The sequence below is a fragment of the Exiguobacterium sp. R-39 genome (assembly GCF_049942815.1).
In the GTDB taxonomy this organism is placed as follows: domain Bacteria; phylum Bacillota; class Bacilli; order Exiguobacteriales; family Exiguobacteriaceae; genus Exiguobacterium_A.
Window position 1 is genome coordinate 2,648,764 of sequence record NZ_CP187965.1, and the last position, 26,555, is coordinate 2,675,318.

Here is a 26,555-nt window from a genome sequence, read left to right on the forward strand (position 1 = left end):
CTAACTTCGTATATAAAGATAAAACTGGAAGAGACTACAGGTCAGCGGCACTTTAAAGCTTTACTTCATCTAAGGTTTTGAAAGGCAGTGATGACGATATGTGATTGATGAATGCTGGTATAGTATCCTTCATATTCCAGCAATCCGTTTGAGAGCTCTTTCATAGCGTGAAGCCGGATTGAAACATCCTGAAATCTATCCGTTAACTCTACAGTCAATCTATACTCCACTTCCTCTTTAACAGGAAAACGAATGTTAGAATAAAAAGTTAAGTTTTTCAAATTAGTTCTGCAAATCATGATGACAGAGGAGCCAATTTTCACCGGCACGTCGTCAATACGATCAATTGTCAATTTCGCCTGCAACGATAACGTAGCAATCTCTTTATTAGTAATCTCTTCTTTCGGTAGTAACAGTTGACGTGATAATACTTCAGCAAAATCCGCTTCTAGTAAAGGTTGACTGAATAAATAGCCTTGAATAGTAGGACAATCTAATCCGCGAAGAACTTGTAATTGCGCAGCAGTTTCTACGCCTTCCGCTACAATATTCAATCTAAACTCTTGACCAATAAAAATTGCGGACCTTACGATGGAACGGGCACGAATTTCTGAATCAATATCCTTGATAAACTTACGATCTATTTTAATCGTATCAATCGGATAGTCCTGTAGATAAGAAATAGAGGAATATCCTTTTCCAAAATCATCTAAAGAGATACTTATCCCTTTATCATGCAATTGACGCAGTGTTTCTGAGATTTTTACATTTTCATATAAAATATCTGTTTCTGAAATCTCAATTTCAAACAAGGAAGAAGGTAACTTATGTTTTCTTAAGTTTTTAAAGACAACCTCTGCAAAATCACCATGTAATAATCTTTTGGGAGAAACATTTATTGAGATAGGTACTAGTAAAAGATTTTGCTTTTTCCATTCCGATAGTTGTCTACATGTTTCTTCTACGACCCAATCTGCAATTTTCAGATGGACAGAACTTTCCTCTGCAAGTGGAATAAAATCATTCGGAGGAATACGACCCCACTTCGGATGATCCCAGCGAATTAATGCTTCTGCCCCTTCCACTTTACCAGTCCATGCATTTACTTTTGGTTGGTATTCCAAAAACAATTCTTCTCGCAAAACTGCATAGCGTAAGTCTGAATAGATTTTATAACGCTTGAAGGCCTCAATGTCTAAATAGGCATCATAAATATGGACTTTAGTAGTACTTTTTTTAGATCGATCCAAAGCAATATTAGCATGGCGGATTAAAGTTTCGGCTTTTTCGTCTTCACCAGGACTACTGTTACTTACTCCTAATGAAACTTTGGCATACCATTCGTACGACTCTAAACTAAATTTATGATTATTAAACGATAAAAGCGTTTCGATCCATTCCTCTTTATTGAACCCTATCAACTCGGGAAGTAAAATTACATAATCATCACCTATCAACTGTCCGATGAACGCCTCTTTAGGTGTGTTGTTTTTTAAGAGCTGTGCCGTCGCGTGAAGCCATACATCCCCATACGTGTATCCCAAAGTACGGTTTATTTCGCTGATTTGATTAAAACTAATTGCTATTACAGTCATGCTTTTATCTTCATTAAGCCATTGCTCTGCTGTATTCATAAGATAAAAACGATTCGGTAGCTTTGTAACATGATCATGAGTGGCTAAACGCCATACTTCTTCTTCATTTCGTTTTAACAATTCTGCATAATTCTTTTTAAAGGTTTGTTCTTCCGTAACATCACGCACGATGCCATATACTCCGCTAATTACGCCTTCTTGATAGTACGGAATATTTGTGATTTCCGTTGTAAGCGATTGGCCATTCTGCTGGCGAATTACAATTGAATAATGAACTGTCTTGCCTTTAAGAGTACTTTGAAAAGACTCTTTTACCTCTTCCTGATGAGTCAGTGGGACGACTTCTTCTAAAAAGCTTTTGAGTTCTTCCCTTTTGTATCCTAATAGAACAAGTAATTTACTATTACATGTTAATATTTCACCTTTTGTATTTAATATAAAAATGGCATCAGGGTGCCCTTCTAGGAAATTCATATCTTCATTCAGAGAGCCTGATAAAACAACGTGTGCACGTGGTTTTAAAATCTCACTTGATTTTTTAAAAACATTGAGCATATATTTTTACAGTCCTCTCATCAAGTCATTAATGATTTTGCCTAATCTTGTACTATATTATCGGACAACTTCATCAATTAGTTTAAACTGTAAATAGCATTTGTTTCTATTACACTAGTGAGTCTGACACGCATCATTTTAAAAAAAGTAATAAAAATAACTCTTACTTTAATCAAGTAAAGGTTGTATCACTAATATAGATTAAAAACTGCTTAACTATGCGCTTCTCATGCTCCAAAGGCTGAACTCCTTAATCAAACAAAAAGTTCCGCTTTTGTCCGTCTCTTCAAATTTCACTTCATCCAAACCCATTTTTGCTTTATCGTCTGTTCGAATATATGATCACTACTTCAACACTTGCCTATCGCTCAGCTCACAGGAAAATACCAAATTATCCATCCTCTAAAAATCTCCTGAAGACTATCTGACCCACACTTAAAAACGATACTGGTTTATGTCATCGTTTTCTCAATTAATACGTAATGTCAAACACCTCTTCCATAATATATCTAATTCTACTATGAGAATAATCTTTACTTTTTGTAGGACGTTTCATTCAGATATTTATAAAACAAGTTAATAACCTACTAGTATTAGAGAAATCCTCGGTAGAAAAGTCATGATTATTCTTTGAGTAAGATGCTCCAAAAGGACTTGTTCCTAATATTGGAATTTTTGTTACAATCAAGTGGAAGGAAGTTTTAATTTTCTCTTCAAAAAACTAATGCCATGTTTCATGAGGATGAATAACTTTCTATCTTAAAAGAGAAAGGAGGAATTCGGATGTCTGCAATGTTCGTGTCGTATCAGTTATCATTGGAAGAAAAATTCTTTAACATGATCGAAAACAAGTGGTTCTGGATGGTATTTGCGTTAGTCCTTTTAGTTGGAATTTTTGCATATGCCTTTTATTGCACAAGCCGCGGCTACAGCTTTAATGGAAACGTAAAGCTGAATTGGCCAAAGATTTGGCAAATGGGTATTGGCTGTAAAGCCTCGTAACGTACTTAATAGGCGGGGGCTCTTCGGGCTCCCGTTTTTCTTAGGAGGCGAGAAAATGATTGAAATCAAACAGTTAACGAAGTCGTTCAAAAAAAATTGTATTATTGATCAATTATCAACAACGTTCTCAAAAACCGGTGTTTCTGTGATCGTCGGGACAAACGGTAGTGGGAAAACGACATTACTAAACATGATGACAAACTTACTCGAAGCAGATCGTGGTGACATTTTGATTGATGAGTTATCTCCAGGAAGCAAAGCATATAAGTCTAAGTTCTTCTATCTACCTTCAGATTTTTATTTACCTGGATACATGACAGGCAAAGAATATGTACAGTTCGTTTTAAGTCGATACGAGACAAGTGAGTATGAGAAAGCACCCATCTTAATCGAACTACTCGATTTAGCGGATGGACAACATAAAACCATCGAATCGTACTCCTTTGGAATGAAGAAGAAAATTCAAATTGTTGCAGCACTCGCTGCCAATACTGAGTATATAATCGCAGATGAAATTTTCGGCGGACTGGATTTCGATACCTCCCTTCTTGTACAGGAGCTGTTCGCAGCGGTTGGCGAGACGAAGAAAATCATCATCGTATCGCATGAACGGAACACGATTGATCGTTTTCCGAATGACGTCAGACTCATGCGTCATGGTTCCCTTATACACTTTGAGGGGTCTCCCGAAGAATTGACACAAGTCATAAAACAAGAGGAGGTCTTGCGTGAGAAGTTCGCCATCGTCCAAAAACATTTTATGTCTTCTGAAGTTCTTCTATAACGATACATTTCATGGTTTGTTCAATCGTCCGTTCTTTCGTAGCCGATTGAACCGTTACGGATTATTACTACTGCTGACTGCAGCCTACCTCGGATACTTTTATTTAAATATGGTCCAACTTTCGACGTTGACGACCAATGCGAAAGAAGCTGATCAGGCGACACTCTTGTTAGCAGGAAAAATGACGTTGAGCAGTTACTTCAATGTCGTTTTCATTTTAGGAACGTTCATGTTCATTCTGTTGAACGCAACAGTCTCGTTGAATCGAAACTCTTTATTTTTCGCCAAGACACTTCCTTTTTCTGAACGGGAAGTTAATGTCAGCCAACGCTTGTTTAAACTGAGTGTCGCACTTGTCTTTTTTGAGTTATTGATGATTATCGTGGCACCTGCACTGAAGTTGATTCCGATGCAATGGGGAACTGCGCTTCTTGTGCTCTTAACGCTACATACTGTATTTATTGCAAGCTTTTGGATTCTTGATTTTTTGTACGCAGCCCTGTTACAAAACATCTCCGGACTGAAGCGCACCCTATTAGGATTCGTGCTCGATTTATGTCTGATCGGCCTAGTGACCTTTCATTTAATCAAGACACGATTTCAAATCGATGTTTGGGTCAGCACGCTGCCGTACTCTATTCTTACACTAACCCTATTCGTACTGGCAGGAAGCATCTTGATTGGAGGAGCTGCGTATCTCCTGCAAACCCTATTCTTCTCCCGCAACCATCTTTATGTGCGTCAGAGTTACTTTAAATTGGGCTTGCCCGCTTTTAATATTGGACTGGCAACAACGATGCCGGCCATTATTCGAAGTAAGAACTTCCTTTATTTCTGGGCATTACTAGCTGTCATGTCAGCCGGGGCGCTCTATCAAGTGGGTCTGGGGGGGACGATGCAACTGTGGTTATTCCTTTTACCGATTTTAGGAATCGTAACGATCACTTATGCAGATGCGACGTTGGCGGTACGCAAACTGTATGGATTATACCGCATCCATCCGTTGATGGAGCTTGGCTCCCTACTCGGAGTGTCAATCATTCTAATGGCCCCTGCCTTATATGTCGGGATTGTCGAGACAAGTAGTTTGAACCCCTATCTATACGGGATCAATATCTTTTTTGCGGCAACAATCGCAGGGTTTTTGTTTCCGAAATCACAAAGTAATATCAACGAGACGATTGCTTCCGTCTTGACGATTATCTTAATTATTCTCCTATCAGTACTTGTCAGCATAGACGGTGCGCTATACCCTGCATTATTGTTCTTGCTCGGTGTATTGTATCTCATACTAAAGAAAGAATACGAGGTGGCAAAATGAAAATCACAAAATTGATTGGTGTAGGAACTGTAATCTGGGCGGTCATCTTTTTGATTGATTACATTTATGAGCTTTTCCAAATCAATGAAACCAGTGTTGTGACAACGATGACCGGTCTGAAAATTTCTACTGTGATGACGAAAGAAGAACTGAATACGCATTTCTCACTCACATTACAGGCGCTCCTCATGTATCTCGCCTTTATCGTACTGTTCACTTTATTTGGATTATTCATGCAGACACGACGGACTTCTGCTCGACATGACAGCTGAGACACTGCTGCTCCTGATCAGTTATGTACTGTTAATTGGTTTAGTCGTGACTATTCATGAAAGTATCCATTGGTGTTTTGCGCTTCTCTTCCGACGTCAGCCACGCGTGACATTCGACCGTTTTCTGACTCCGACGGTCCGTTATCATAATACTCATGTAGACTGGCAAAATCTGATCATTTCAGGTTCAGCACCATTACTTCTTTTCTCTTTTGGTATATGGGTCGAAGGGGACGGCGGAGCGTGGGTAGTGGTGAAAATACTTTGTTTAGTAAATGTATTTAACTTTTTCCCGGTCACGACAGACGGACAGATGATATTTTTATCACTCGTTAAAATGATTCAAAAACAGAAGTGGATCAAACAAAGAAGCTGATTTGTAATGAAAAACAAAAGTGCAGACTTGTGCGACGACGATTTACCAGGAGCATCAAGCCGATTTACCGACCGTCATGCGCCTGCTCGGTCCTCGATCAATTAGCTCACGCCGACAATGCATCGATGACTTGCTGGAGCTTCGTTTCTTCCTCCAGGATATATGTCGTCCAGGAACTACTGTGACCGAGCAACCGTTGAATCTCATGTAATTTCCGATTACCCGTCTGATAAAGATATGTTGCAAAGGAAACACGTAAGTCATGCGGATGTAACGGTCGTCCACGGGCAGCAACCGACTGTGCACGTAACGTATCACGAGCCCGCTGTGCGTTGATCGCTTGACCACGGACGGAACGAAAGACGAGTCCTGTCGTCCGTCCTTCTAAAAACGCTTGAATTTTACTCGCAAGTCCCTCCCCTAGTGGAATCGTCCGCAAGCGCCGTCCTTTCCCGTGTCTCACGAATAACGCTAACTTCTCAAACTGAATATCTTCAATCGACAACAAACGGGCCTCCATGAAGCGGAGGCCCGTTTGACTGATGAGTTCAAAGAAGAGACGATAGGTCGGATCCGTAATGTAACGAATCATTTGGATTGTTTCTTCGAGTGGATGATATTCGCGTTGCTGGACGTGCTGGTGAACAATTAGACGGACTTGTTTCATTGGATTTTCTTTGAGCCGTTTCGCTCGGACAAGTTCGTTCCCAAGTGCCATCAAGGCATGATATCGTCGCATCGCCGTTGTTGGTTTATACTTTTGAACAAACTGATTAAAATACGTTTGAAGGGACTTCACTGACCATTCTACACAATTTTTCTTTATCTGTCGGAGATCACTACGATAAGCTTTGATTGTCTGCTTACTGTAAGTAATATGCGCAAGAAGATAACATTCTAAATAGTCGTAATGAATCATGAGAAGTCCTCCTTTGATTTTCCCATCAGAATTATTTCCAGACTATACTGTACACTATGAAATTTCTACTAATGAGAATTTAAATACAATCATATTCTAATAAATTAGATTCAACATCATCGCTGTAGAAACAGATTACCGTTTCAGAGTTTAATAAATAAAAATAAACCAATCTATATCATTTCATACATACCATATTAATAATATGTCATTTAAAACTATTTGTAAGACTATGTCATCAAAAGACACTGTTTAATTCCCCAACATTTTACTTAAAGCTTAGTGTGAATATTTCTATTACAAATTATAATTTGTTTCACTTAATTTAATTCTTTAATTTTTTTCGCAGGTGACCCTAAATAAAGACTGTTAGGTTCACAATCCTTTGTAACTAAAGATCCTGCTCCAATCACACATCCATTTCCAACTATTACACCTGGCAGTATAGTAACTCTTGCTCCAATCCAACAACCATCGCCAATATAAATAGACTGACCATAAGGCTTTCCTGCTCGTTTATTGCTTGCACCTAACTCATGCGTAGAAGTACAAAAGAGTACTTCCATTGCAATATCGCAGTTTTTACCTATTTTGATTTTTTCAAGATTTTCGAAATAACAACCTCCATTTACAGTTGTCCCTTTGCCTATTTCTATATTATTTCCACCAAAATAACAATTAGGTCGAATAGCTTTTGTATACGTCTTTATTCCAAAAATATTATAAATTTTTTTACGAACTATTAATGGCATAAAATAAGATGAAGCAATGGAATTAATTATCATATCTCTTAACTTTTGTTTAACAACAAAACTAATTTTATCAATCAAAGTCTATGCCTCCAACTTATTTCAATATTTTTTAAACATTTCATCGTGATGTGTTTAATATATATTCATCACCTATTTTGATTTTTCCCTTTATCCTATTTGGTACAAATATCCCTATATTATCTTTGATGTTTTTAGTATTAGTAACTTTAATGTTTATATAATTTTCACTCTCAGATAATCGTCCTATAGCAAAGAGTAAACCATATCCTTGGTTATTTTTTGTATACAGATTAACTATTTCCACATTTTGTAAAAATTCATCTGGACGATTAGGTTCTAAATCAATCCCACTTTCAGGTTTTGTACCATTGGTGTTGTTAACAGTAATATTAGTTGCTTTAAGATTAATTACTGAAATAATAGAAATTCCTTGACGTCTATTGTTATGAAATTTTACATTTTCTATAGTAATGTTTTTACTGTATTTTTTTTTATTAGACCTACCGATATATATACCATCCCCCCAACAATTTGTAATTGTAGATTTTTCAATATGAACCCCTGTAGACCCTTTTATGCTAATACCTATTCCCCATTCTCCTGTAACGCCTAAATGTTCATTTCTTTCGCCTATAATTTTTACAGCTCCTAATATTTCTATATTTTTTACATCATGAATACTCAACATTTCATATCCTTCTGCGCTGTTAGGAAGGGCTTTTAAAATGGAACCTTTTTTAAACTCTAAAGTAATATTATCTTTTAATTCAATTGACTTTAAAGCATCTATTAAATAAATCCCTTTTTGAAATTTAATTACTCCACCTCCATGCTTGTTCAAATGATTAATTGCTTCTTGGATTTGGTCAGTATCATCTATTCTATCGTTTGGAACTGCTTTAAAATCTTCTACAAAAACACTAGGAAGTGCTGTTTTTATATTATTAGTCCAATATATATATATAATGCTTGGAATCAATATTGTTATTAAAATTGCTAGCAAAAGTTTTTCCCTACAATTATTCAAAATATATTATCCTCTTCTTCTTTATTCATATAGTAGTGATAGCTAATAATAGCTAACAATGTCCAAATCCATGGTAAGAGGTATTGTGAAATTACTATAGAATGTATTAAAACAATTATGATAGAAAATAAGTAAACATATTTTATACTATCATTCATTTTGAAAATCATTTTAAATATAGCTATAAATAATGCTAGCATTAACAAAAAACCTACAAAACCAGTTTCAATAAGCACTTCTAAATAAAAATTTGTACTACCTGTCCCATTTTGTAAAGTTGCAATTCCAGCACCGTGTCCAAAAATAGGATTGCTTTGAATCAATGAAAAGGCATAATTCCACCGCTCCAACCTTGAACCTGCTGAAAATGATTCATTACTAAAAGTAAGCTTGACAAAAATCCCTTCAAGAAAATCAAAATCTATCCTTTTATATACAATACTTATTAAAGCTAAAATCATTAAAATTATAGTTAATAAAATTGAAAAAATCGGTATACTTGAAAAACCATTTTTAATTTTTTTCATTATAGCTAATAGAATAACAATCAAAAGAGCAATAAGTAATTCAATAAAACCAGCTGCGCTAAACGTGCTGAATATTGCCAATAAAATTATTACAATTGATCCTATAAGTTTTTTTCTGCTGATGTTAATAAATTTATAATAGTAAACTACAAAAGGGAAAAACATTAATAAATACATTGCTAAGACTCCAGATTCTTCAGTAGTTCCTCTTGATCTAAAAAATATTCTAAATCCAGTATTATAAATTGCATCAAACTGTTCTACTTGAGCTCTAGGGATGTATTTATCAAAATCAAACATAAAAAAATTCTTGCTGATAAATTCGATCAAAGTAAAAAACGAAACTATTAAGATTCCTTTAGATATATACTTAAAAATAATGCTAATCGAAACATTGTGTATTCTAAAAGATAACTCGATACTCAAAAAATATAGAATAATCACTAGAAAATAAGAAACAGTGTGAGTAAAACCTTTTATTTGAAAGCCGAATGTATTAACTTGCAATAAATAACTAAAAGAAGTTGCTAGTAAAAATAGATAAATATACATTGATATATATTTATTATTTATTAAGTTTACGTTGTTTTTGAATGCCAAAAACATGGTTTGAATTAATATCAGTAAAGATAATATTAAAGGAATGGACGCCCATTTGTTTATAGCAAATGCACTTATAAAACCAAATGAAACTAAATATAACAATAACAACTTCATTTTTGTATCTCTCCTTATATTCATAACTAAATAACTTATAAATTTAATTGTACATTTTTATAGATTTTTTAAAAAAAGACTATTTGATTTTAAACAAATCTATTAAATCAATTTTATAATATATTATTAATTACACTTAATTTAACTATTATAAAAAAGCAGTGAAAAGAAAATTAAGCAACTTTTTTCTTTTCACTGCTTTTACTGAGTTTTTTACCTAGTGTTATTGTAGGAATTTCTATGTATTTGTACAAAAAATGTGCGAATATTATTGAAAGTAAAGCTGAAATTAAAATTAAAAATTCTAAATTTAAAGTTTCTTTAAATAAATGTATTAACATCATTAAACTAATAGGATGTATCAAGTACAAACTAAACGAAATCTTACCTAGATATAATAATTCTTGTCTTTTCAAAATACTTTTGAATAATCCAGAACCTAATACAATAATAAACAACAAGCAAACGCTAAATGCTATCGTAAAATCGATCAAAAAATTAACTAAGAGCTTAAGATTTAAAAATTCACTATATTTCAAATAACTACCAAATGTTGTATTCCACTCAATAGTATAACCAAATATAAAGAGTAAAATTGCAAAAATTTTCATTTCTATTTTTGCTTTATAAAATACATTAGAAAGCTTACTTCTATATCTAGCTAACATTCCCCCAAATACGAAAAAAATACTATAATAAAAAGTATAACCGATACTATAAAATAAGTAAGAAACGACTTCACTTATACCAAGGTTAGATACAAACATAAATAATAACCAAATTGAGAAAAGTACACTAATAGCTATCATAAAGAATTTTAGTGGATTTTTTTTATTAACAAACAATATTATAAAAGGGAAAAAAATAGAAATTCTCATCTCATGAATAAGACTCCAGGTAACTGTATTTAAATTATGTGTTCCATAACCTAACATAAGTATAATTGAAATAATTGATTTAAAATCTGGATTTTCTGACCACATAGTATTAAACCAAATACTTGTACTTTCGGAAAAATTATCAATCAAGTTAAAGTTTTTATATATCATATAAAAAGTGTAAGAGAGTACCATAACAAATATATATGGAAGATATATTCTGCAAAATCTTTTGATTAAGTAGCTTTTATACTGAAGTGGTTTCCCATTCAAAATAGGAAGTGAAAGTACAAATCCACTTAAGACAAAAAATAGAATAACTGCCTCATGTCCAGCCCACACAACGTGTAAAGGCGAATTTGAAAAAACATTTACTAACATATCTGAGTTCTGTTGATGAAGATGAGCAGCATAAAAAATAGGTACCACTATTAAACAATGATGAAACAGAACGCTTAAAGAAGCAATCCCTCTTATCGAATCAAATTCTTCATATCTATGCCCCACTCGCTTCACGTCCCTTATTTTAATTCTTCATTAATTCTCTATTTAATCTCTACTGTATAAGTCTCTTGTATAAACTTTTTCTTCAACATCACTTAACTCAGGGTGCATTCTATTAGAAATTATCACATCTGATTCTTGCTTAAACGCTTCAAGGTCACGAATGACACGTGAGTTGTAGAATGTATCTTCCGTCAACACAGGTTCGAAGACTGTCACTTCGATTCCTTTTGCCTTGATTCGTTTCATGATGCCTTGAATCGAAGAAGCACGGAAGTTGTCTGAGTCTGTTTTCATCGTTAGACGATAAACTCCAACAACTTTCGGATTTTGCTTGATAATTGTATCTGCAATATAATCTTTCCGTGTCCGGTTCGCTTCAACGATTGCCCCGATAATGTTATTCGGCACTTCATCGTAGTTCGCAAGGAGTTGCTTTGTATCTTTCGGTAAGCAGTACCCACCATATCCGAAAGAAGGATTGTTATAATGATTGCCAATCCGGCTATCAAGCCCGACACCTTCAATGATTTGTTTTGTATCAAGATTACGGACTTCTGCATACGTATCGAGTTCGTTAAAGAACGCGACACGCATCGCAAGATACGTATTGGAGAACAACTTGATGGCTTCAGCTTCAGTCGAATCTGTCAAAAGAATCGGTACATCCTTTTTGATTGCTCCTTCAAGTAATAGATCCGCAAATTGCTGCGCTCGTTCTGATTGTTCCCCGACGACGATACGTGAAGGATAAAGATTGTCATGCAGTGCCTGCCCTTCACGCAAGAACTCTGGTGAGAAGATAATGTTTGGTGTATCAAACTTCTCTTTTAGCTCTTGCGTATAGCCAACCGGTACCGTCGATTTGATGACCATTGTCGCATCCGGATTGATGGCAAGGACTGTCGCGATGACGCTCTCAACGGTACGAGTATTAAAGTAGTTCCGTGTTGGATCGTAATCCGTCGGAGTCGCAATAATGACGAATTCAGCATCTTTATATGCTTCAAAATTATCGGTTGTCGCATGTAGATTCAAGTCTTTATTTTGTAAAAAGTTTTCGATTTCAGCATCCACGATTGGTGATTTTCGATCATTGACGAGCTCGACGCGTTCTTTAATGATATCAATCGATGTAACCTCATTATGCTGTGCGAGTAAGACAGCCATGGAAAGACCGACATATCCTGTTCCTGCTACTGTAATTTTCATTTAAAGTCTCTCCTTCCTTATAATTTGACGTTGTAGTACTCTTTATACCAGTCAACAAACTTGCCAAGACCTTCTTCAATAGTTGTGCTTGGTTTAAAATCAATATCACGCTCGAGTTCAGAGACATCTGCGTAAGTGCGAAGAACATCACCTGGCTGCATCTCCATGTACTGTTTGTTCGCTTCTTTACCAATCTTTTCTTCTAGTACATTAATGAACTTCATTAATGGGACAGGGCTGTTGTTCCCAATATTATAAACACGGTAAGGGGCAAAACTTGCACCCAATTCGTCAACACTTTCATCCCAATCCGAATTCTTTTCTGGTGCACGTGGAATGAGTTTGACGATTCCTTCTACAATGTCATCGATATAGGTGAAATCACGTTCCATTTTTCCATGATTAAACACTTTAATGGGATTCCCCTCAATAATATCTTTTGTAAAGGAGAAGTACGCCATATCCGGACGCCCCCACGGACCATATACCGTAAAGAATCGAAGTCCTGTCGTTGGGATATTGTAGAGATGACTGTATGTATGTGCCATCAATTCATTCGATTTTTTAGTCGCAGCATAAAGACTGACTGGATGATCAACATTATGATTAGTCGAGAACGGTGCGACCTTATTTCCACCATATACAGAACTAGACGAGGCATAAAGTAAATGATCGACTGGATAATTCCGACAAGCCTCTAAGATATTAAGGAATCCGGTTAAATTGGAATCTAAATAGGCATACGGATTCTCAATCGAGTATCGGACGCCTGCTTGAGCTGCTAAATTGATGACAACCGCAGGTTGATGTTCTTCAAAAATTCTATTGATACGTTCTTGATCCGTTAAGTCACATTCAACAAACGTAAAATTTCTATTATCGTTTAGCTGAGCTAGTCGGTCTTTTTTTAAATTTAAGTCGTAGTAGGTATTCATATTATCCAAACCTATTACACTATAACCATGATTCGTTAACTGATTTGATAAATGCACACCAATAAAACCAGCGGCACCTGTGATTAAAATTTTCGCAGTGACATTCACTATTTTCACACCTTATTTTCTAGAGTTTTTTCTTTAAATCTTGTCAGAGAATTTTTCCAAGTTGGTACCGCATAATTCAAATCGCTTATAGAGAGTAAGCTAAGAATTGAATTATGCGGACGTTCTGCTTTTTGTGGAAAAGCATCTGAATTACATGGATTTACTGTTGTAGTGGTATCTGCCAAAATTTCTGTTGCAAATTCATACCACGAACAGGATTCGTCATTAGAAAAATGATAAATTCCACCTGGAATTTTAGAATCTCCCACAAGATATAACATAAATTGTGCCAAGTCTTCTGAAAACGTCGGCCGACCAAATTGATCAGCAACTACATTGAGTTCAGAACGTGTCTGAGCTAATTTCATCATCGTATAAACAAAATTATTACCATGAACACCGAATACCCATGAAGTTCTTACAATATATCCGTCGCTTCCTAAAATACTTTGTACAGCCTGTTCTCCAACCAACTTAGCTTTGCCGTACTCATTCAACGGGTTAACTTGATCTGTCACTTCATACTCTGTTGATTTTGTGCCATCGAATACATAGTCCGTGCTGACATAAACCATTTTTGCTCCAACTTGCTTGGCTGCATTTGCAACATTTTCTGTACCTGTCGCATTAACAAGCCAATTCATTTCCTTCCCTTCATCTTCGGCTGCTTCAACATTGGTGTAAGCAGCTGCATGTAGAATCCAGTCCGGTTTAATTCGTTGAATTGTTTCTTCAACAACTGGATAATCCGTAATATCTAAACCCTGCTTCGTAAAAGCAACGACTTCATACAATGAGGAATCGACTAAATGAACTAAATCTGTACCTAATTGTCCGTTGGTACCTGTAATCAAGATAGTTTTTTTCATTTCACGAGTTCTGCTTTTTCTTTAAGTGGACGCCACCAAGCTTCGTTTGCTAAATACCAGTCAATTGTTTCAACGATTCCTGTATCAAACGTATATTTTGGCTTCCATCCTAATTCTGTCTCTAATTTGATTGGATCAATCGCATAACGACGGTCATGCCCTAAACGATCTTCAACATATGTTACCAAGTCTTTCGAAACATCCAAGCGGTCAACAATTAAATCAACGATTTGATTGTTTGTTCTCTCGTTATGTCCGCCAACATTGTAAACTTCACCGGATTTACCTTTGTGGAAAACTAAATCAATTGCCGCACAATGATCGGTTACATGAAGCCAGTCACGAATATTTTCACCATCTCCATAAATCGGGAGATTCTTTTGATCCATTGCATTCGTAATCATTAAAGGAATTAATTTTTCCGGAAAATGATACGGTCCATAGTTATTTGAACAGCGTGTAATATTGACATCCATACCGTATGTTTCAAAATATGAACGGACTAACATATCTGCACCAGCTTTAGAGGCTGAATATGGACTATTTGGTGCAAGCGGTGTATCTTCCGTGAAGTATCCTTCAGCACCAAGCGAACCGTACACTTCATCTGTTGAGACTTGAACATACTTCTTCAACTTGTGCTTACGAGCAGCGTCTAACAATGCCAATGTTCCTTGAATATTTGTTTCGACGAAGACTTCTGGATTCAAGATGCTACGATCCACGTGCGACTCAGCAGCAAAGTTAATGATGCCGTCTATTTTATAATCTGTAATCAGTTGATCTAACAAATCACGATCTGTGATGTTTCCTTCCACAAAAACATGTTTAGGATTATCGATTAAATCAGCCAAACTCTCTTTGTTTCCTGCATAGGTTAGCAAGTCAAGATTGATGATTGTATAGTCAGGATATGTATTGAGCATATGACGGACAAAGTTACTTCCAATAAAACCAGCACCACCAGTAACGATTAAATTCATAATCATTCACTCCATTTAAAATTATTTTCTGTATCTTTTAACATCGGATGTTTTGTATCTTTTTCTGATAGAATCGGGTTTGTCACTGGCCACTTAATATTTAATTCAGGGTCATTCCACTGAATGCCACAATCATGTTCAGCCGAATACAATTCATCTACTTTATAGAGAACATTGACATCCTCAGTCAGCGTACAAAAACCATGTGCAAAACCTTTTGGAACAAGCAACTGATGTTTATTATGTCCACTTAAAATAAATCCTTCCCATTCTCCGTAGGTAGGTGAACCAATCCGCATATCAACCACTACGTCATAGATTGCTCCTGATCCCACTCGAACGAGCTTTGTTTGTGCTTTTGGTTCCAACTGATAATGCATACCGCGTAACACACCGGCTTCTTTAGAAAGTGAATGATTATCTTGAATGAACTCATGTGTAATACTCAAATCATGAAAAACTTGACGATTATAGCTTTCCATGAAAAAACCGCGATGATCACCAAATACGTTAGGTTCTAGCAAAAGAACGCCTTCTAATTTACTTTTTATTACTTTCATAAAGTAAGACCTGCTTTCTTCTCAGAAGTATCTTTCACTGTTTTCGCAACATGAAGTAGGTACTGACCATAAGCATTTTTTTGTAATGGCTGTGCTAATTCAATCAACTGTCCTTTAGAAATGTACCCCATGCGATATGAAATTTCTTCAAGACAAGCGATTTTTAGTTTCTGACGTCTTTCAATCGTTTCGATAAACGTCGATGCTTCAAGCAACGATTCATGTGTTCCTGTATCAAGCCATGCAAATCCGCGCCCGAGTAACTCGACACGTAAGGAGTTATCTTCAAGGTAACATTTGTTTAAATCTGTAATCTCGAGTTCTCCCCTTGAAGAAGGTTTTAAGGATTTAGCAAAATCCACGACTCGATTATCATAAAAATAAAGTCCAGTAATAGCGTAGTTACTCTTAGCGACTTCAGGTTTTTCTTCGATTGAAATCACGTTTTGATCATCGTCAAATTCAACAACGCCAAAACGTTCTGGATCGTGAACATGATAACCAAAAACAGTTGATCCTTCTTCTAAAGAAGCTGCTTTTTGAAGTAAATCTGTGAACCCATGACCATAATAGATGTTATCGCCGAGCACAAGAGCAACAGAATCCTCTCCGATAAACTCTTCTCCTATTAGAAATGCTTGAGCAAGACCGTCAGGAGAGTCCTGAACTTTATATGACAAGGAGAGTCCAAGTTCTTCTCCATTACCAAGCAGTTGTTCAAAGCGTGGTGTATCCTCTGGTGTTGAAATAATTAATATTTCTTTGATTCCAGCTAACATTAAAGTCGACATCGGATAGTAAATCATCGGTTTATCGTATACCGGTAGCAATTGTTTAGATATTGATTTTGTCAGTGGATACAACCTGGTTCCACTTCCACCAGCCAGAATGATACCTTTCATATTTAAGGCTCCCGTCTTTTTTTTATTTTTAGTAACTTAAATAAAATTAAAGATAGTACCAAGTAAGTCACGTAGTATAACAATCCTATATACCATTCTTTTTCGCTTAACAAATAAAATATTGAGATGGTAAACAGCATGTATGTCCATTGCTTTATACTTATTCTAAACATTTTCAAATCAAATAACGTTATATATATATTTAGTAAAACAGAACTTAAAAATGAAGTAAAAGCTACTAAAATTACGCTCTCAAACATTAGTGATAATGATATACTTACGACCAAATTAAAAATACTTAAGTAGACAATTGATTTCAACATTTTAAAATTCATTGTATGCTTTTTATAATAATTAATGAAGGAAATATTATAAATCATTGTAAAAGGTAAACACATAATCAAAAATTTTAAAATACTCAAAGAAATTATGTAATCAACAAAAAATACATCTATAATCGCTTTTAATACAAAAAAAGAAGTAAATGAAATAAAGCCAAAGAATAGTAACATCTCATTTATTTTTTTTATTTTATTATCGTTTTCTTCAGAAAAAATATATTTAAAGAAAACAACACTTGCACTATTTACTATTAATAAAATCATATTTTGCATAGAATTTGCTAATGAATAATTTGCAAATTCACTATTGGAAAATAAAAAATTCACTACCCATAATCCAATGTTGTAAAAAAATAAAATTGCTAAATTCGAAATCAATACAATGTATCCAGTTGAAAATATGTTCTTAATGGTATAATCATTCTCTAAATTATTACTTAACATTTGTTTTGAAAATTTAATCATTTTATATTGTGCTACAAAATAAACCAACCAGTAACTTAATAAAGTAGCTATTATTAATACTTTATATCCAAATAAACCAAGATAAATTACAAAAGAGATACTTAGTGTATTGACAATAGAATATATTATATTTAATAAAGAGTAGTTTTTATATGACCCGGTGGCTTGGTAGATCATTTTGAAATATGTTGTCATATTTATAGGGAAAACAACTAATGCTAATAAAAATAGTATTAAATCTTTAAAAACTAAAGAAATAATTACAATAATTAAAGAAATGATTATTTGAAATTTCAAAATAAATCTAAAGTCTCTTTGAATGAATAATGTTTTATCTTCTAGATACTTATGCCCATATTTCAATAATGACCCATCAATAAATCCAAAACTAAAAAGACCAATGTATGATATATACAAAATATATTTTCTATATTCTGCAAAGTCATTTACAGATAAGTATATAGGAATCAAAAAAGTTAATAGCAAGCTTCCTGCTAACATTATAAAATTTGAGTTTAAAATAATGAGTATATTTTTAATTTTCAATTTTAATCTTCCTTACAACATTTTTTAATATGTACAACATAAGTACATGCATTTTAGTGAAGATTTTGATTAAAAATAGTTCTAAGGAATTAGCCAATTTATTTTTTTGGATCACATAGAAATAATTTTTTTTCTCGTCAAGCATTTTTTGGAGATTCGGTTTTTTATTGTTTGTAGATCCACCATGTAAATGATAAATATCAGTTGTATCTAAAACATAATTTTTCAAGCCCACGTTCTCTACTCTAACTGACAAATCTAAGTCCTCTGAATACATAAAGATTTTTTCATCAAATCCTTTTACTTCTTCAAAAGTACTTTTACGAATCAAAAAGAAACAACCAGAAACCCAATCCACATTAATTAATCCTTTATTTTTATATTTGTGGTATCTTATTTTTTTCATAAAATTGAAATTCCAAAATAAAAAACTTAATAAAAAGTCATTTTTTATACTTGGTTTTTTAAATCCTAAGCTTTGAATACTATTATCTTTATTGAGCACTTTCGCTCCTAATATTCCTATTTCTTGATTTTTAAAATAACTTAACATTTTTGGATAGTCCGTATTTTGAGAAATTGTATCACTATTGATACAACAAATGAACTTACCACTACTATTTGATACACCAATATTATTACCTTTGCCAAAACCATTATTTTTTTTAGAGTCTATAATTTTAATGTTTTTTAATGTTTTATATTTTTCAATAAGAAAAGGAACGGAATTATCTATTGACCCATTATCTACAACTACTATCTCAAATTTTATTTCTTCTAATGTTTTATTTTTTAATAAAGAATTAATGCAATTTTCTACTAGAAGTGATGTATTATAGTTAACGATTATAAAACTTAAATCCAATTTTTCATCCTCCTTTAATCTCTTTATACACTTTTAAGTACTTATCCATCATACTTTGTATACTTAAATTTTCTTGAACATAATCAATATTTATAGATTTTTCATCATTTCCTACCATAGAAATTGCTTTTAGTATTGTTTTTAACAATTCATCTTTACTAACAGGATCAAAAAATAATGCTTGTTCAGTTACTTCATCGATCATATCTTTTAAGCCCTCTATGTCAGAAAGAACTAACGTATTACCTGATATAGCTGCTTCAAGTGCTGACAATCCAAATCCCTCCCATAAAGAAGGCAAAACAAAAACATCACTGGCTTTTAAAAAGGTGTCAATATTCTTTATATTTTCTAATAAAGTGACTCTATCAAACAAATTTTTATTCTTTATTTTTTTTAGTATTTCTGGTTTTAAGCTTCCATTTCCAATTAAAATTAATTTTACATTAGGATCTCTAATCTCTGAAAAAGCATCTAGTAGTAATAATTGATTTTTTACTGGTTCAAGTCTCCCTACTGATATCAATAGAGTTTCTTTTTTCTTAAAACCAATCTGTTCTTTTTCAACTTTTTTATCATTAAAGTACTTTTCAACATCAATACCGTTATTTATTACAGAAAATTTATCTTTATTTTTTGAAATAATCCATTTTTTTAAATTTTTCTCTACACTATCAGTGATAGAAACAATTTTAGAGTATTTAAAATACATTAAGCTATCTATCAATTTGAATATTTTTTTGTTTCTTCTATTATTATTTGTACTATGTTCCGTTGTAATCAGTTTTTTCTTACTGATAAAAAGGCTTGAATATAATTGAGCATAATAAGTGTGTGTATGAATAATATCAAATTTTTTTGAAATATTATACAATGTAAATGATAACGCAAAGTCATGAAGAGAACTTTTATTTAAATTAATGACTTTTATTTTATTAATCATTAAATTTTCATACGGTACACCTTTTCGGTTCAAAATCATTAATACGGTAACTTCAAGCCCCTTTTTTTTACTATAAATCGCCATATCCGCAATTAATTTTTCTGCTCCACCATTATCTAAATGAGTAGTAATATATAATATTTTCATACAATTTTTCTTTCATGATAATTTGACAATGTAAGCTGCTCTATTTCTTTAAGATATCTTTCAATGATTATGTTACGATCAAACTCTTTATTAACTTTATATCTTGAATACAATGACATCTCATCTAACTTTTGATCGTCTAAACTCATAAGTTTATCTATACTATTACAAAGACTGTTTACATTCTTTTTATCGAAAATGTATCCATTTTTCTCGACTTCAATTGTTTCTTGACACCCTGGGATTTTTGAAGCTAATAATATTCTGCCTGTTGCAGCTGCTTCTAATAAAACATTAGAAAGTCCTTCTCCTCCATGTGAAGGCTGAATTAAACAGTGTACATTTTGAATATAATGTTTTACATCATTTTGATAGCCGTGATATTTTACAATTCCATTGGAATTTAATTTTTCTATTTCTTTACGTAAATGTATCTCAGTAGACTCTACAAATCCTACAATGTTAAATTCAATCTTATTCCCATACTTCTTTTTACTTTTCACTGCTGCTTCTAAAAATTCATGAATTCCTTTATCTCTCATTATTCGTCCAACAAAGATAAATTTAATTACAGAATATGAAGGCATTTTATGATATAAATATTCTTTTAAATTAACACCTGATCCAGGTAAAACTTCAAAATTTCTTCTTATAATTTTTTCATCTAGCAATATTTTTTTATCATGCTCATTTTGGAAAAACACCTTAGAAGAATCTTTTAAAGCTGTTTTATACAAAATTTTTATAACTTGCTTTAATAATCCTTTTTTATTAAAACCACTACCTAATCCAGTAATGTTATTTATATATGGAATTTTATATATTCTGCAAGCTATTCCTCCATATAAATTTGGTTTTATCGTATAGGTAAGCACTACATCAGGCTTATACTTCCTCAGAATTTTTAGATAGTGTTTAATTAATTTCAAATCCTTAAATGGGTTTGTTCCTCTACGATCAACATTTGTTTCAATAAATTTACAGCCCCATTCTATCATTTTAGGGACTTTGTCATCATCATATGGCATTGACAAATAAACTTCATATCCGTCCTTTAATAACTGTTTAATCAATTCTTTTCTAAAGTTATAGATAACAAATGCATGATTCCCAAGTAGCATAACTTTTTTTTTCTTCATAGTTATTCATCCTCACCTAGCTATTAACAATACTTTTTTGTATCGATGTCTCAAAATCGCAAATTTGATATTCATTAGATCTTGAAAGGTTTTTATCGTATATTTTATTACCAAATATTTTATTAACAATACTGATTCTTTTACTAGCTAACTTTATTAAAAAATTAAACGATGAAGTAAAATAGATTTTTCGTCCACTAGATTTTGCAGCAACTTCAATGATTTGTTTTGTACTTACATAGTCTGCATTTTGAGGATAAAATAAACCTGATCTATTATTGATAACTATTTGTTCAATTAAACTGCTCAAATTATCAATATAAATCATGCTTCTTTTATTATCTAAGTCAATGAAAATAGGTGTAATTTTCGATAGTTTTATTAACTTTTTAAAGTTACCTTTACATCCAGGTCCATATACAACAGGTGTTCGAACTACTGCAGTTTTAAAATCTTTACTGTTCATTGATTGGATTTTTAGGTCTGCTTGTAACTTACTATCTCCATAAAAGTCTGCTGGAGTCGGGACTGTATTTTCGTTGATGCTACTATAATCACCAATTTTACTATCTAATCCATAAACGATAATGCTGCTCATAAAAATAAACTGCTCGACATTTTCTTTCTTGGATTTTTCGGCTAATTCAATCGTCAAGTCTCTATTGATGTCATAATATAACTGTTTAAGTTTTGGATTGCGAGAAACATGCGCTATACCTGCAAGATGTAAAACCGTATCGTAAGTACTAAAATCAATTTTGCGCCAATCTTCTCCTCTTACAGAAATATAATTTAGCTCAATTTCTTTGTTACCTGACTGAATCCATTCCTTGAATTTGTTCCCTATATAGCCATTCTCACCTGTAACAAGCACTTTTTTCATCGTATTTTACTCCTTCGTACTTGCAACTTCTTTTACAGTAATCTTTCCTGTACCACCTTCAACTACTCCGTCACTTTTCAAAACACTAAAGATTGTTGCGACGAAACACCGTGTATCCATCAGGATTCCCATTCGTTGAATATACTCTCCATCAAGCTTGGCTTTTATTTCAATCGGTAATTCATCCCGGCCATTGATTTGCGCCCAGCCTGTCAAACCCGGTAATGTGTCATTCGCTTGATATTTATCTCGCTCGTCGATCAAATCATATTGATTCCACAACGCCGGACGTGGTCCGACAAATGCCATCTCACCTTTCAAAATGTTAAAAAGTTGTGGTAATTCATCGAGACTTGTTTTCCGTAGAATCTTACCAACACGCGTAATGTATACATCTGGATCTGCCAACAAATGCGTTGGTGTGTCATTTGGTGTTTCAATATACATCGTTCGGAATTTTAGAATATTAAAATGATTTTTATTCAGTCCTACTCGTTTTTGTTTAAAAAACACGGGACCTCGTGATTCAATTTTAATTGCAGCCATAATTAAGATAAAGACAGGAATCAACACTAAACAGGCAACACAGGCAATCGAAAATCCAAGTGGACGTTTGATTTTTAAGTAGTTCACATTTCATTCCTCCTTTTAGATATCGTTCGTCAGACTAGGTTTTCTTCACGAACCGCAACATCATTCGCAATATCGAGTAAGACGTTTCTTAATTGCAGTGGTGCATTCTTATGGCGATCCACTATTTTTAGAATGTTTATGACTGGTTCTTTTTGTCGAGTTCGACCAACAAAGATTTTTGGATAAATTGCTTCCGGATCCACTTCGCCATCCTTTAGTAGTTCTTCATACATTTTTTCACCCGGACGAATCCCTGAGAATACGATTGGCATCTCATCTTCTGTGAAGCCACTCAGTTCAATCATATTTTTTGCGAGATCCACAATCTTGACCGGTTCACCCATATCAAGGACAAATACTTCTCCACCATCCGCTAAAATACCGGCTTGAATGACTAACCGACTTGCTTCCGGAATCGTCATAAAGAAGCGCGTCATTTCCGGGTGTGTGACCGTAACTGGTCCCCCCGCTAAAATTTGTGATTTAAACAGTGGAATGACAGAGCCACGACTCCCCAGTACATTTCCGAAACGTACGACCGCAAATTTTGTTTTGCTGCGACATCCCAGTTCTTGAATAACCATTTCCGCAATCCGTTTTGTGGATCCCATGACGTTTGTTGGATTTACGGCTTTATCGGTTGAAATCATCACAAATCGTTCTGCTTCGAATAAGTCAGCTACTTCGGCAACATTTTTTGTCCCGTACACGTTGTTTTTAACTGATTCGTACGGGTTCGCTTCCATTAATGGCACGTGTTTATGCGCTGCTGCGTGAAAAACGACCTGTGGTTTATGTGTCGCAAACACTTCTTCGAGTCGCGTGCGATCTTGGACATCCGCAATGATCGGGACTAAGTTAATCGGAAACTGAAGTCCGCGTAGCTCTCGTTCGATCAGGTAAATACTGTTTTCACCATGACCTAGCAGTACAAGTGTAGTTGGATTAAATTGAATGATTTGTCGGCAAATTTCTGATCCAATCGATCCACCGGCTCCAGTCACAAGGACCGTTCGTCCCTCGATTTCAGATTTAATCCCTGAGATATCGAGTTCAACCGGTTCACGACCTAGTAAATCTTCAATCGAAACATCACGAATCGCACTGACAGAAACTTTTCCTGTAATCAACTCTTCAATCATCGGCAACGTTTGAACGTTTTTACAAAGCGTTTTCGCTTCCGTGATCAGTTCAATCCGTCGTTGTTGCCTCAATGACGGAATTGCAAGCACAATCGCTTCAATCCGGTGTTTTTCGATGACCAACTTTAAGTTCGCTGTTGTCCCGACCACTTCAATTCCTTGGATCATGAAATGCATATTTTTTGGATCATCATCTACAAAGGCAACTGGCTTTAACTCATGAAACGGTGACGCATACAATTGACGGACTAACGAGCGTCCCGCTCGTCCAGCACCAATCACAAGTGTCCGTTTACGTGATTTGACCATCCGGCGGGGTAATGCATATTTGCGCCAATGCTGTCCAATACCAAGTAATCGTAAAGCGACACGAATTGCTCCAAGCAATAACAAGGAAATACAAAAACTAAGAATCGTGATGCGTTCAAGCACTTGGTCGAACACAAAAATCTGATAAACCATCAGTCCAATCGAACTGGCACCGAGTGACAAGGACAAGGTCAGTGCCTCTTGGATACTGGCATACTTCCAGTTGACACGATACAACTTCATTAAAAAAGCCAATGTGACGAACAACAATGCAAAGACAGCAGCTGATTGAAGCAGTAGTTTACTATCAATCAAATCAAACAGTTCTTTCGGGTATAAGAAGAAGTAGGTGAATCCCATCGCAACCCCTAAGGCTACAGCATCAATGCAGGCTAATGTCAACGTGCGGTAATAATAGTAGAATTTCAAAGGACACTCTCCTTTCTCGTTTTATGATTACAGCATTTTTCAGACTAACGAAGATGCCTTCGCCCGTTCTGCGAGTAAGTCTGCCATCATCTTAGCAACGTCGTCTCCAAGATCATCGCGTTTTAAGGCAAACTCGAGTGTCGTTTGAATAAATCCTAGTTTTTCCCCGACATCATAGCGCTTGCCGTCGAATTCATAGGCAAAAACCCGCTGCATTTCATTCAGTCGTGTAATTGCATCCGTCAATTGAATCTCACCGCCGGATCCGACTTCCTGTGTTTCCAAGTATTTAAAAATTTCCGGTGTCAGAAGATAACGACCTAAAATCGCTAGGTTCGATGGTGCTGTTCCTGGTGCCGGTTTTTCAACAAATGATTTCACCTTATGTAAGTTCTCTGAGATGCTCGTGCTTGGATCGACAATACCGTAACGGTGTGTATCTTTATCCGCAACTGGTTGAACGCCGATGATTGAACTGTTCGTAATCTCATACTGTTCAATCAATTGCCGGGTACATGGAACATCGGCTTGGACGATATCATCCCCGAGCATGACGACGAACGGTTCATTACCGATAAATGCTTTTGCCTGTAAAATTGCGTCACCGAGTCCTTTTGGTTTCGATTGACGGATGAAATGGATATTGATGTTCGTTGTCGCTTCGACGAGATGCAATAACTCGGACTTATTTTTTGCGATCAAGTTCGCTTCCAGTTCCGGCACGGAATCAAAATGATCCTCAATCGCCCGTTTCCCTTTACCGGTGATGATTAAAATATCTTCAATCCCCGATTCAATCGCTTCTTCGATGATATATTGAATCGTCGGCTTATCGACGATCGGCAACATTTCCTTCGGCATCGCTTTGGTTGCCGGTAAAAAACGTGTGCCGAGCCCGGCAGCTGGAATAACAGCCTTTTTGACACGAGTCATGATACCCCTCCTCATCTCATTTAATTCTCCTATAATATAATTAATTTGGAATTCTTTATGTAATTTACATTAACACATCCATCAATGACACTTCTATAAAATTTTCCATATACCTAAAATGTAAACGATATCATCGAAAAAAGAGAGTGTATTTCCACTCTCTTTACAATTTCTTGACATTACATCTTTTATACCCACTGACCTTTCCAGTTTTTTTCAACCGGATTCGGAGGATTGATTGTCACGAGTTGGTTTAAAAGAATTGCTTCATTATTTTCATAAATTTCTTCATACAACCAGTCTTCTAATTCATGCTCCAAATATGTCCGGCATTGTTCCCAATAAAACGGGCGTTTTTCAGTATGGTGGGCGTCTGATGCCACAAGATGCGCCAAACCGTTTTCGAGTAACGCAACGGCAAAACGTTGGACATCTTTACCGTACTTACCGATCAGGCTGGCACATGTCACTTGGCTGATTGCCCCGTTTGAAATCAAATCAAACAACAATGTCGGGTTTTGAATGATCGCTTTGTTTTTTTCCGGATGAGCGATGACGGGAACATAACCATCTGAAATCAATTCGGCAAACATTTGTCGTGCATACGACGGAATTCCGGTCGAAGGAAACTCAATCAGTAAATAACGGGAATTCGCGAGAGGTAGCGCTATGCTCTTTTGAACTTCTTCGATTAAATCCCCCGTCAAACGAATCTCATGCCCGGGGTAAACAACAATCGGAATATTTCGTTGATGGAGTAAGACGTTTAGTTCATCGACGGTCAGTTTCACATCGACGTCTTCCGTCTCAAACTGCGGATGGAACAGGTGAGGTGTCGCAATGATTCGTGTGACACCTTCACTCGCGGCCTGCTCTGCCAGCTGTAACATTTGCTCGACACTCGCCGGACCATCGTCGACCAGCGGTAATAGATGACAATGAAGATCAACCATAATGGCAC

Annotated in this window: 26 protein-coding genes; 5 read left to right on the top strand and 21 right to left on the bottom strand. The window is 34.9% G+C overall.

The genetic code is table 11. The features are described from left to right. Positions 1-65: 65 nt before the first annotated feature. A complete protein-coding gene (locus ACP26N_RS13810) occupies positions 66-2,150 on the bottom strand; it encodes an EAL domain-containing protein (protein ID WP_426354132.1) in 2,085 nt (694 codons plus the stop codon). A 783-nt stretch (positions 2,151-2,933) separates the two neighbouring features. Here ACP26N_RS13810 and ACP26N_RS13815 point away from each other — a divergent pair. Genes ACP26N_RS13815 through ACP26N_RS13835 form a run of 5 tightly spaced genes read left to right on the top strand, consistent with a single transcriptional unit; the run spans position 2,934 to position 5,905 of the window. Next, positions 2,934-3,152: a hypothetical protein gene (locus tag ACP26N_RS13815; RefSeq protein WP_026830228.1), complete on the top strand. Its 219-nt coding sequence runs from the start codon at positions 2,934-2,936 to the stop codon at positions 3,150-3,152. A gap of 55 nt (positions 3,153-3,207) precedes the next feature. Further along, on the top strand, positions 3,208-3,936 hold the full coding sequence (locus ACP26N_RS13820; RefSeq protein ID WP_426354134.1) for an ATP-binding cassette domain-containing protein: 729 nt from the start codon (positions 3,208-3,210) through the stop codon (positions 3,934-3,936). Next, on the top strand, positions 3,881-5,257 hold the full coding sequence (locus ACP26N_RS13825) for a hypothetical protein (RefSeq protein WP_426354136.1): 1,377 nt from the start codon (positions 3,881-3,883) through the stop codon (positions 5,255-5,257). Before ACP26N_RS13820 ends, ACP26N_RS13825 begins: the two co-directional genes overlap by 56 nt. Beyond that, a complete protein-coding gene (locus ACP26N_RS13830; protein WP_119923519.1) occupies positions 5,254-5,529 on the top strand; it encodes a hypothetical protein in 276 nt (91 codons plus the stop codon). Before ACP26N_RS13825 ends, ACP26N_RS13830 begins: the two co-directional genes overlap by 4 nt. Next, complete coding sequence (locus ACP26N_RS13835) at positions 5,519-5,905, top strand: hypothetical protein (protein ID WP_426354138.1); 387 nt, start codon at positions 5,519-5,521, stop codon at positions 5,903-5,905. Before ACP26N_RS13830 ends, ACP26N_RS13835 begins: the two co-directional genes overlap by 11 nt. A 106-nt stretch (positions 5,906-6,011) precedes the next feature. On the opposite strand, the gene ACP26N_RS13840 is transcribed toward ACP26N_RS13835, so the two are convergent. From ACP26N_RS13840 to ACP26N_RS13935, 20 genes are all read right to left on the bottom strand, one after another. After that, positions 6,012-6,824 carry a tyrosine-type recombinase/integrase gene (locus ACP26N_RS13840; RefSeq protein WP_426354140.1) on the bottom strand — a complete coding sequence of 271 codons (813 nt, stop codon included), beginning with the start codon at positions 6,822-6,824 and terminating at the stop codon, positions 6,012-6,014. Positions 6,825-7,144: 320 nt separating this feature from the next. Next, positions 7,145-7,654 carry an acyltransferase gene (locus ACP26N_RS13845; protein WP_426354142.1) on the bottom strand — a complete coding sequence of 170 codons (510 nt, stop codon included), beginning with the start codon at positions 7,652-7,654 and terminating at the stop codon, positions 7,145-7,147. Between the two features lie 40 nt (positions 7,655-7,694). Next, on the bottom strand, positions 7,695-8,600 hold the full coding sequence (locus ACP26N_RS13850; protein WP_426354144.1) for a right-handed parallel beta-helix repeat-containing protein: 906 nt from the start codon (positions 8,598-8,600) through the stop codon (positions 7,695-7,697). 20 nt (positions 8,601-8,620) lie between these two features. Next, on the bottom strand, positions 8,621-9,868 hold the full coding sequence (locus ACP26N_RS13855) for an O-antigen ligase family protein (RefSeq protein WP_426354146.1): 1,248 nt from the start codon (positions 9,866-9,868) through the stop codon (positions 8,621-8,623). A 173-nt stretch (positions 9,869-10,041) separates the two neighbouring features. Continuing rightward, complete coding sequence (locus tag ACP26N_RS13860) at positions 10,042-11,253, bottom strand: acyltransferase family protein (RefSeq protein ID WP_426354147.1); 1,212 nt, start codon at positions 11,251-11,253, stop codon at positions 10,042-10,044. A 42-nt stretch (positions 11,254-11,295) separates the two neighbouring features. After that, on the bottom strand, positions 11,296-12,462 hold the full coding sequence (locus ACP26N_RS13865; protein ID WP_426354148.1) for a nucleotide sugar dehydrogenase: 1,167 nt from the start codon (positions 12,460-12,462) through the stop codon (positions 11,296-11,298). 17 nt (positions 12,463-12,479) lie between these two features. After that, positions 12,480-13,505, bottom strand: coding sequence for an NAD-dependent epimerase (locus ACP26N_RS13870; protein ID WP_426354150.1), 1,026 nt, complete (start codon positions 13,503-13,505; stop codon positions 12,480-12,482). Positions 13,506-13,510: 5 nt separating this feature from the next. Then, the gene (gene rfbD, locus ACP26N_RS13875; RefSeq protein ID WP_426354151.1) at positions 13,511-14,374 is read right to left on the bottom strand and encodes a dTDP-4-dehydrorhamnose reductase; all 864 of its coding nucleotides are present in this window, start codon (positions 14,372-14,374) and stop codon (positions 13,511-13,513) included. Beyond that, complete coding sequence (gene rfbB / locus ACP26N_RS13880; protein WP_426354152.1) at positions 14,371-15,357, bottom strand: dTDP-glucose 4,6-dehydratase; 987 nt, start codon at positions 15,355-15,357, stop codon at positions 14,371-14,373. Before rfbB ends, rfbD begins: the two co-directional genes overlap by 4 nt. Positions 15,358-15,359: 2 nt before the next feature. After that, positions 15,360-15,917 carry a dTDP-4-dehydrorhamnose 3,5-epimerase gene (rfbC, locus tag ACP26N_RS13885; RefSeq protein ID WP_426354153.1) on the bottom strand — a complete coding sequence of 186 codons (558 nt, stop codon included), beginning with the start codon at positions 15,915-15,917 and terminating at the stop codon, positions 15,360-15,362. After that, complete coding sequence (gene rfbA / locus ACP26N_RS13890; RefSeq protein ID WP_426354155.1) at positions 15,914-16,819, bottom strand: glucose-1-phosphate thymidylyltransferase RfbA; 906 nt, start codon at positions 16,817-16,819, stop codon at positions 15,914-15,916. Before rfbA ends, rfbC begins: the two co-directional genes overlap by 4 nt. A 2-nt stretch (positions 16,820-16,821) precedes the next feature. Beyond that, positions 16,822-18,171 carry a hypothetical protein gene (locus ACP26N_RS13895; RefSeq protein ID WP_426354156.1) on the bottom strand — a complete coding sequence of 450 codons (1,350 nt, stop codon included), beginning with the start codon at positions 18,169-18,171 and terminating at the stop codon, positions 16,822-16,824. Continuing rightward, complete coding sequence (locus ACP26N_RS13900) at positions 18,161-19,036, bottom strand: glycosyltransferase family 2 protein (protein ID WP_426354158.1); 876 nt, start codon at positions 19,034-19,036, stop codon at positions 18,161-18,163. Before ACP26N_RS13900 ends, ACP26N_RS13895 begins: the two co-directional genes overlap by 11 nt. A gap of 4 nt (positions 19,037-19,040) precedes the next feature. Then, on the bottom strand, positions 19,041-20,126 hold the full coding sequence (locus ACP26N_RS13905; RefSeq protein WP_426354159.1) for a glycosyltransferase: 1,086 nt from the start codon (positions 20,124-20,126) through the stop codon (positions 19,041-19,043). Next, on the bottom strand, positions 20,123-21,265 hold the full coding sequence (locus tag ACP26N_RS13910; protein ID WP_426354160.1) for a glycosyltransferase family 4 protein: 1,143 nt from the start codon (positions 21,263-21,265) through the stop codon (positions 20,123-20,125). The genes ACP26N_RS13905 and ACP26N_RS13910 overlap by 4 nt, the downstream gene beginning before the upstream one ends. 16 nt (positions 21,266-21,281) lie before the next feature. Beyond that, positions 21,282-22,148, bottom strand: a complete 867-nt coding sequence (locus tag ACP26N_RS13915; protein WP_426354162.1) for an NAD-dependent epimerase/dehydratase family protein — start codon at positions 22,146-22,148, stop codon at positions 21,282-21,284. Between the two features lie 6 nt (positions 22,149-22,154). Then, positions 22,155-22,781, bottom strand: a complete 627-nt coding sequence (locus ACP26N_RS13920) for a sugar transferase (protein ID WP_426354164.1) — start codon at positions 22,779-22,781, stop codon at positions 22,155-22,157. A gap of 29 nt (positions 22,782-22,810) precedes the next feature. Beyond that, complete coding sequence (locus tag ACP26N_RS13925; RefSeq protein ID WP_426354166.1) at positions 22,811-24,661, bottom strand: polysaccharide biosynthesis protein; 1,851 nt, start codon at positions 24,659-24,661, stop codon at positions 22,811-22,813. A 39-nt stretch (positions 24,662-24,700) separates the two neighbouring features. Beyond that, a complete protein-coding gene (galU, locus tag ACP26N_RS13930) occupies positions 24,701-25,594 on the bottom strand; it encodes a UTP--glucose-1-phosphate uridylyltransferase GalU (RefSeq protein WP_131972137.1) in 894 nt (297 codons plus the stop codon). Between the two features lie 188 nt (positions 25,595-25,782). After that, on the bottom strand, positions 25,783-26,547 hold the full coding sequence (locus ACP26N_RS13935; protein WP_426354168.1) for a tyrosine-protein phosphatase: 765 nt from the start codon (positions 26,545-26,547) through the stop codon (positions 25,783-25,785). Positions 26,548-26,555 lie beyond the last annotated feature (8 nt).

Bases quoted from the DNA above. Each gene is read 5' to 3' on its own strand.
- ACP26N_RS13810 (WP_426354132.1), bottom strand. From the start codon at position 2,150: ATGCTCAATGTTTTTAAAAAATCAAGTGAGATTTTAAAACCACGTGCA.
- ACP26N_RS13815 (WP_026830228.1), top strand. From the start codon at position 2,934: ATGTCTGCAATGTTCGTGTCGTATCAGTTATCATTGGAAGAAAAATTC.
- ACP26N_RS13820 (WP_426354134.1), top strand. From the start codon at position 3,208: ATGATTGAAATCAAACAGTTAACGAAGTCGTTCAAAAAAAATTGTATT.
- ACP26N_RS13830 (WP_119923519.1), top strand. From the start codon at position 5,254: ATGAAAATCACAAAATTGATTGGTGTAGGAACTGTAATCTGGGCGGTC.
- ACP26N_RS13835 (WP_426354138.1), top strand. From the start codon at position 5,519: ATGACAGCTGAGACACTGCTGCTCCTGATCAGTTATGTACTGTTAATT.
- ACP26N_RS13840 (WP_426354140.1), bottom strand. From the start codon at position 6,824: ATGATTCATTACGACTATTTAGAATGTTATCTTCTTGCGCATATTACT.
- ACP26N_RS13855 (WP_426354146.1), bottom strand. From the start codon at position 9,868: ATGAAGTTGTTATTGTTATATTTAGTTTCATTTGGTTTTATAAGTGCA.
- ACP26N_RS13865 (WP_426354148.1), bottom strand. From the start codon at position 12,462: ATGAAAATTACAGTAGCAGGAACAGGATATGTCGGTCTTTCCATGGCT.
- rfbD (WP_426354151.1), bottom strand. From the start codon at position 14,374: ATGAAAAAAACTATCTTGATTACAGGTACCAACGGACAATTAGGTACA.
- rfbB (WP_426354152.1), bottom strand. From the start codon at position 15,357: ATGAATTTAATCGTTACTGGTGGTGCTGGTTTTATTGGAAGTAACTTT.
- rfbC (WP_426354153.1), bottom strand. From the start codon at position 15,917: ATGAAAGTAATAAAAAGTAAATTAGAAGGCGTTCTTTTGCTAGAACCT.
- rfbA (WP_426354155.1), bottom strand. From the start codon at position 16,819: ATGAAAGGTATCATTCTGGCTGGTGGAAGTGGAACCAGGTTGTATCCA.
- ACP26N_RS13905 (WP_426354159.1), bottom strand. From the start codon at position 20,126: ATGAAAATATTATATATTACTACTCATTTAGATAATGGTGGAGCAGAA.
- ACP26N_RS13910 (WP_426354160.1), bottom strand. From the start codon at position 21,265: ATGAAGAAAAAAAAAGTTATGCTACTTGGGAATCATGCATTTGTTATC.
- ACP26N_RS13915 (WP_426354162.1), bottom strand. From the start codon at position 22,148: ATGAAAAAAGTGCTTGTTACAGGTGAGAATGGCTATATAGGGAACAAA.
- galU (WP_131972137.1), bottom strand. From the start codon at position 25,594: ATGACTCGTGTCAAAAAGGCTGTTATTCCAGCTGCCGGGCTCGGCACA.
- ACP26N_RS13935 (WP_426354168.1), bottom strand. From the start codon at position 26,547: ATGGTTGATCTTCATTGTCATCTATTACCGCTGGTCGACGATGGTCCG.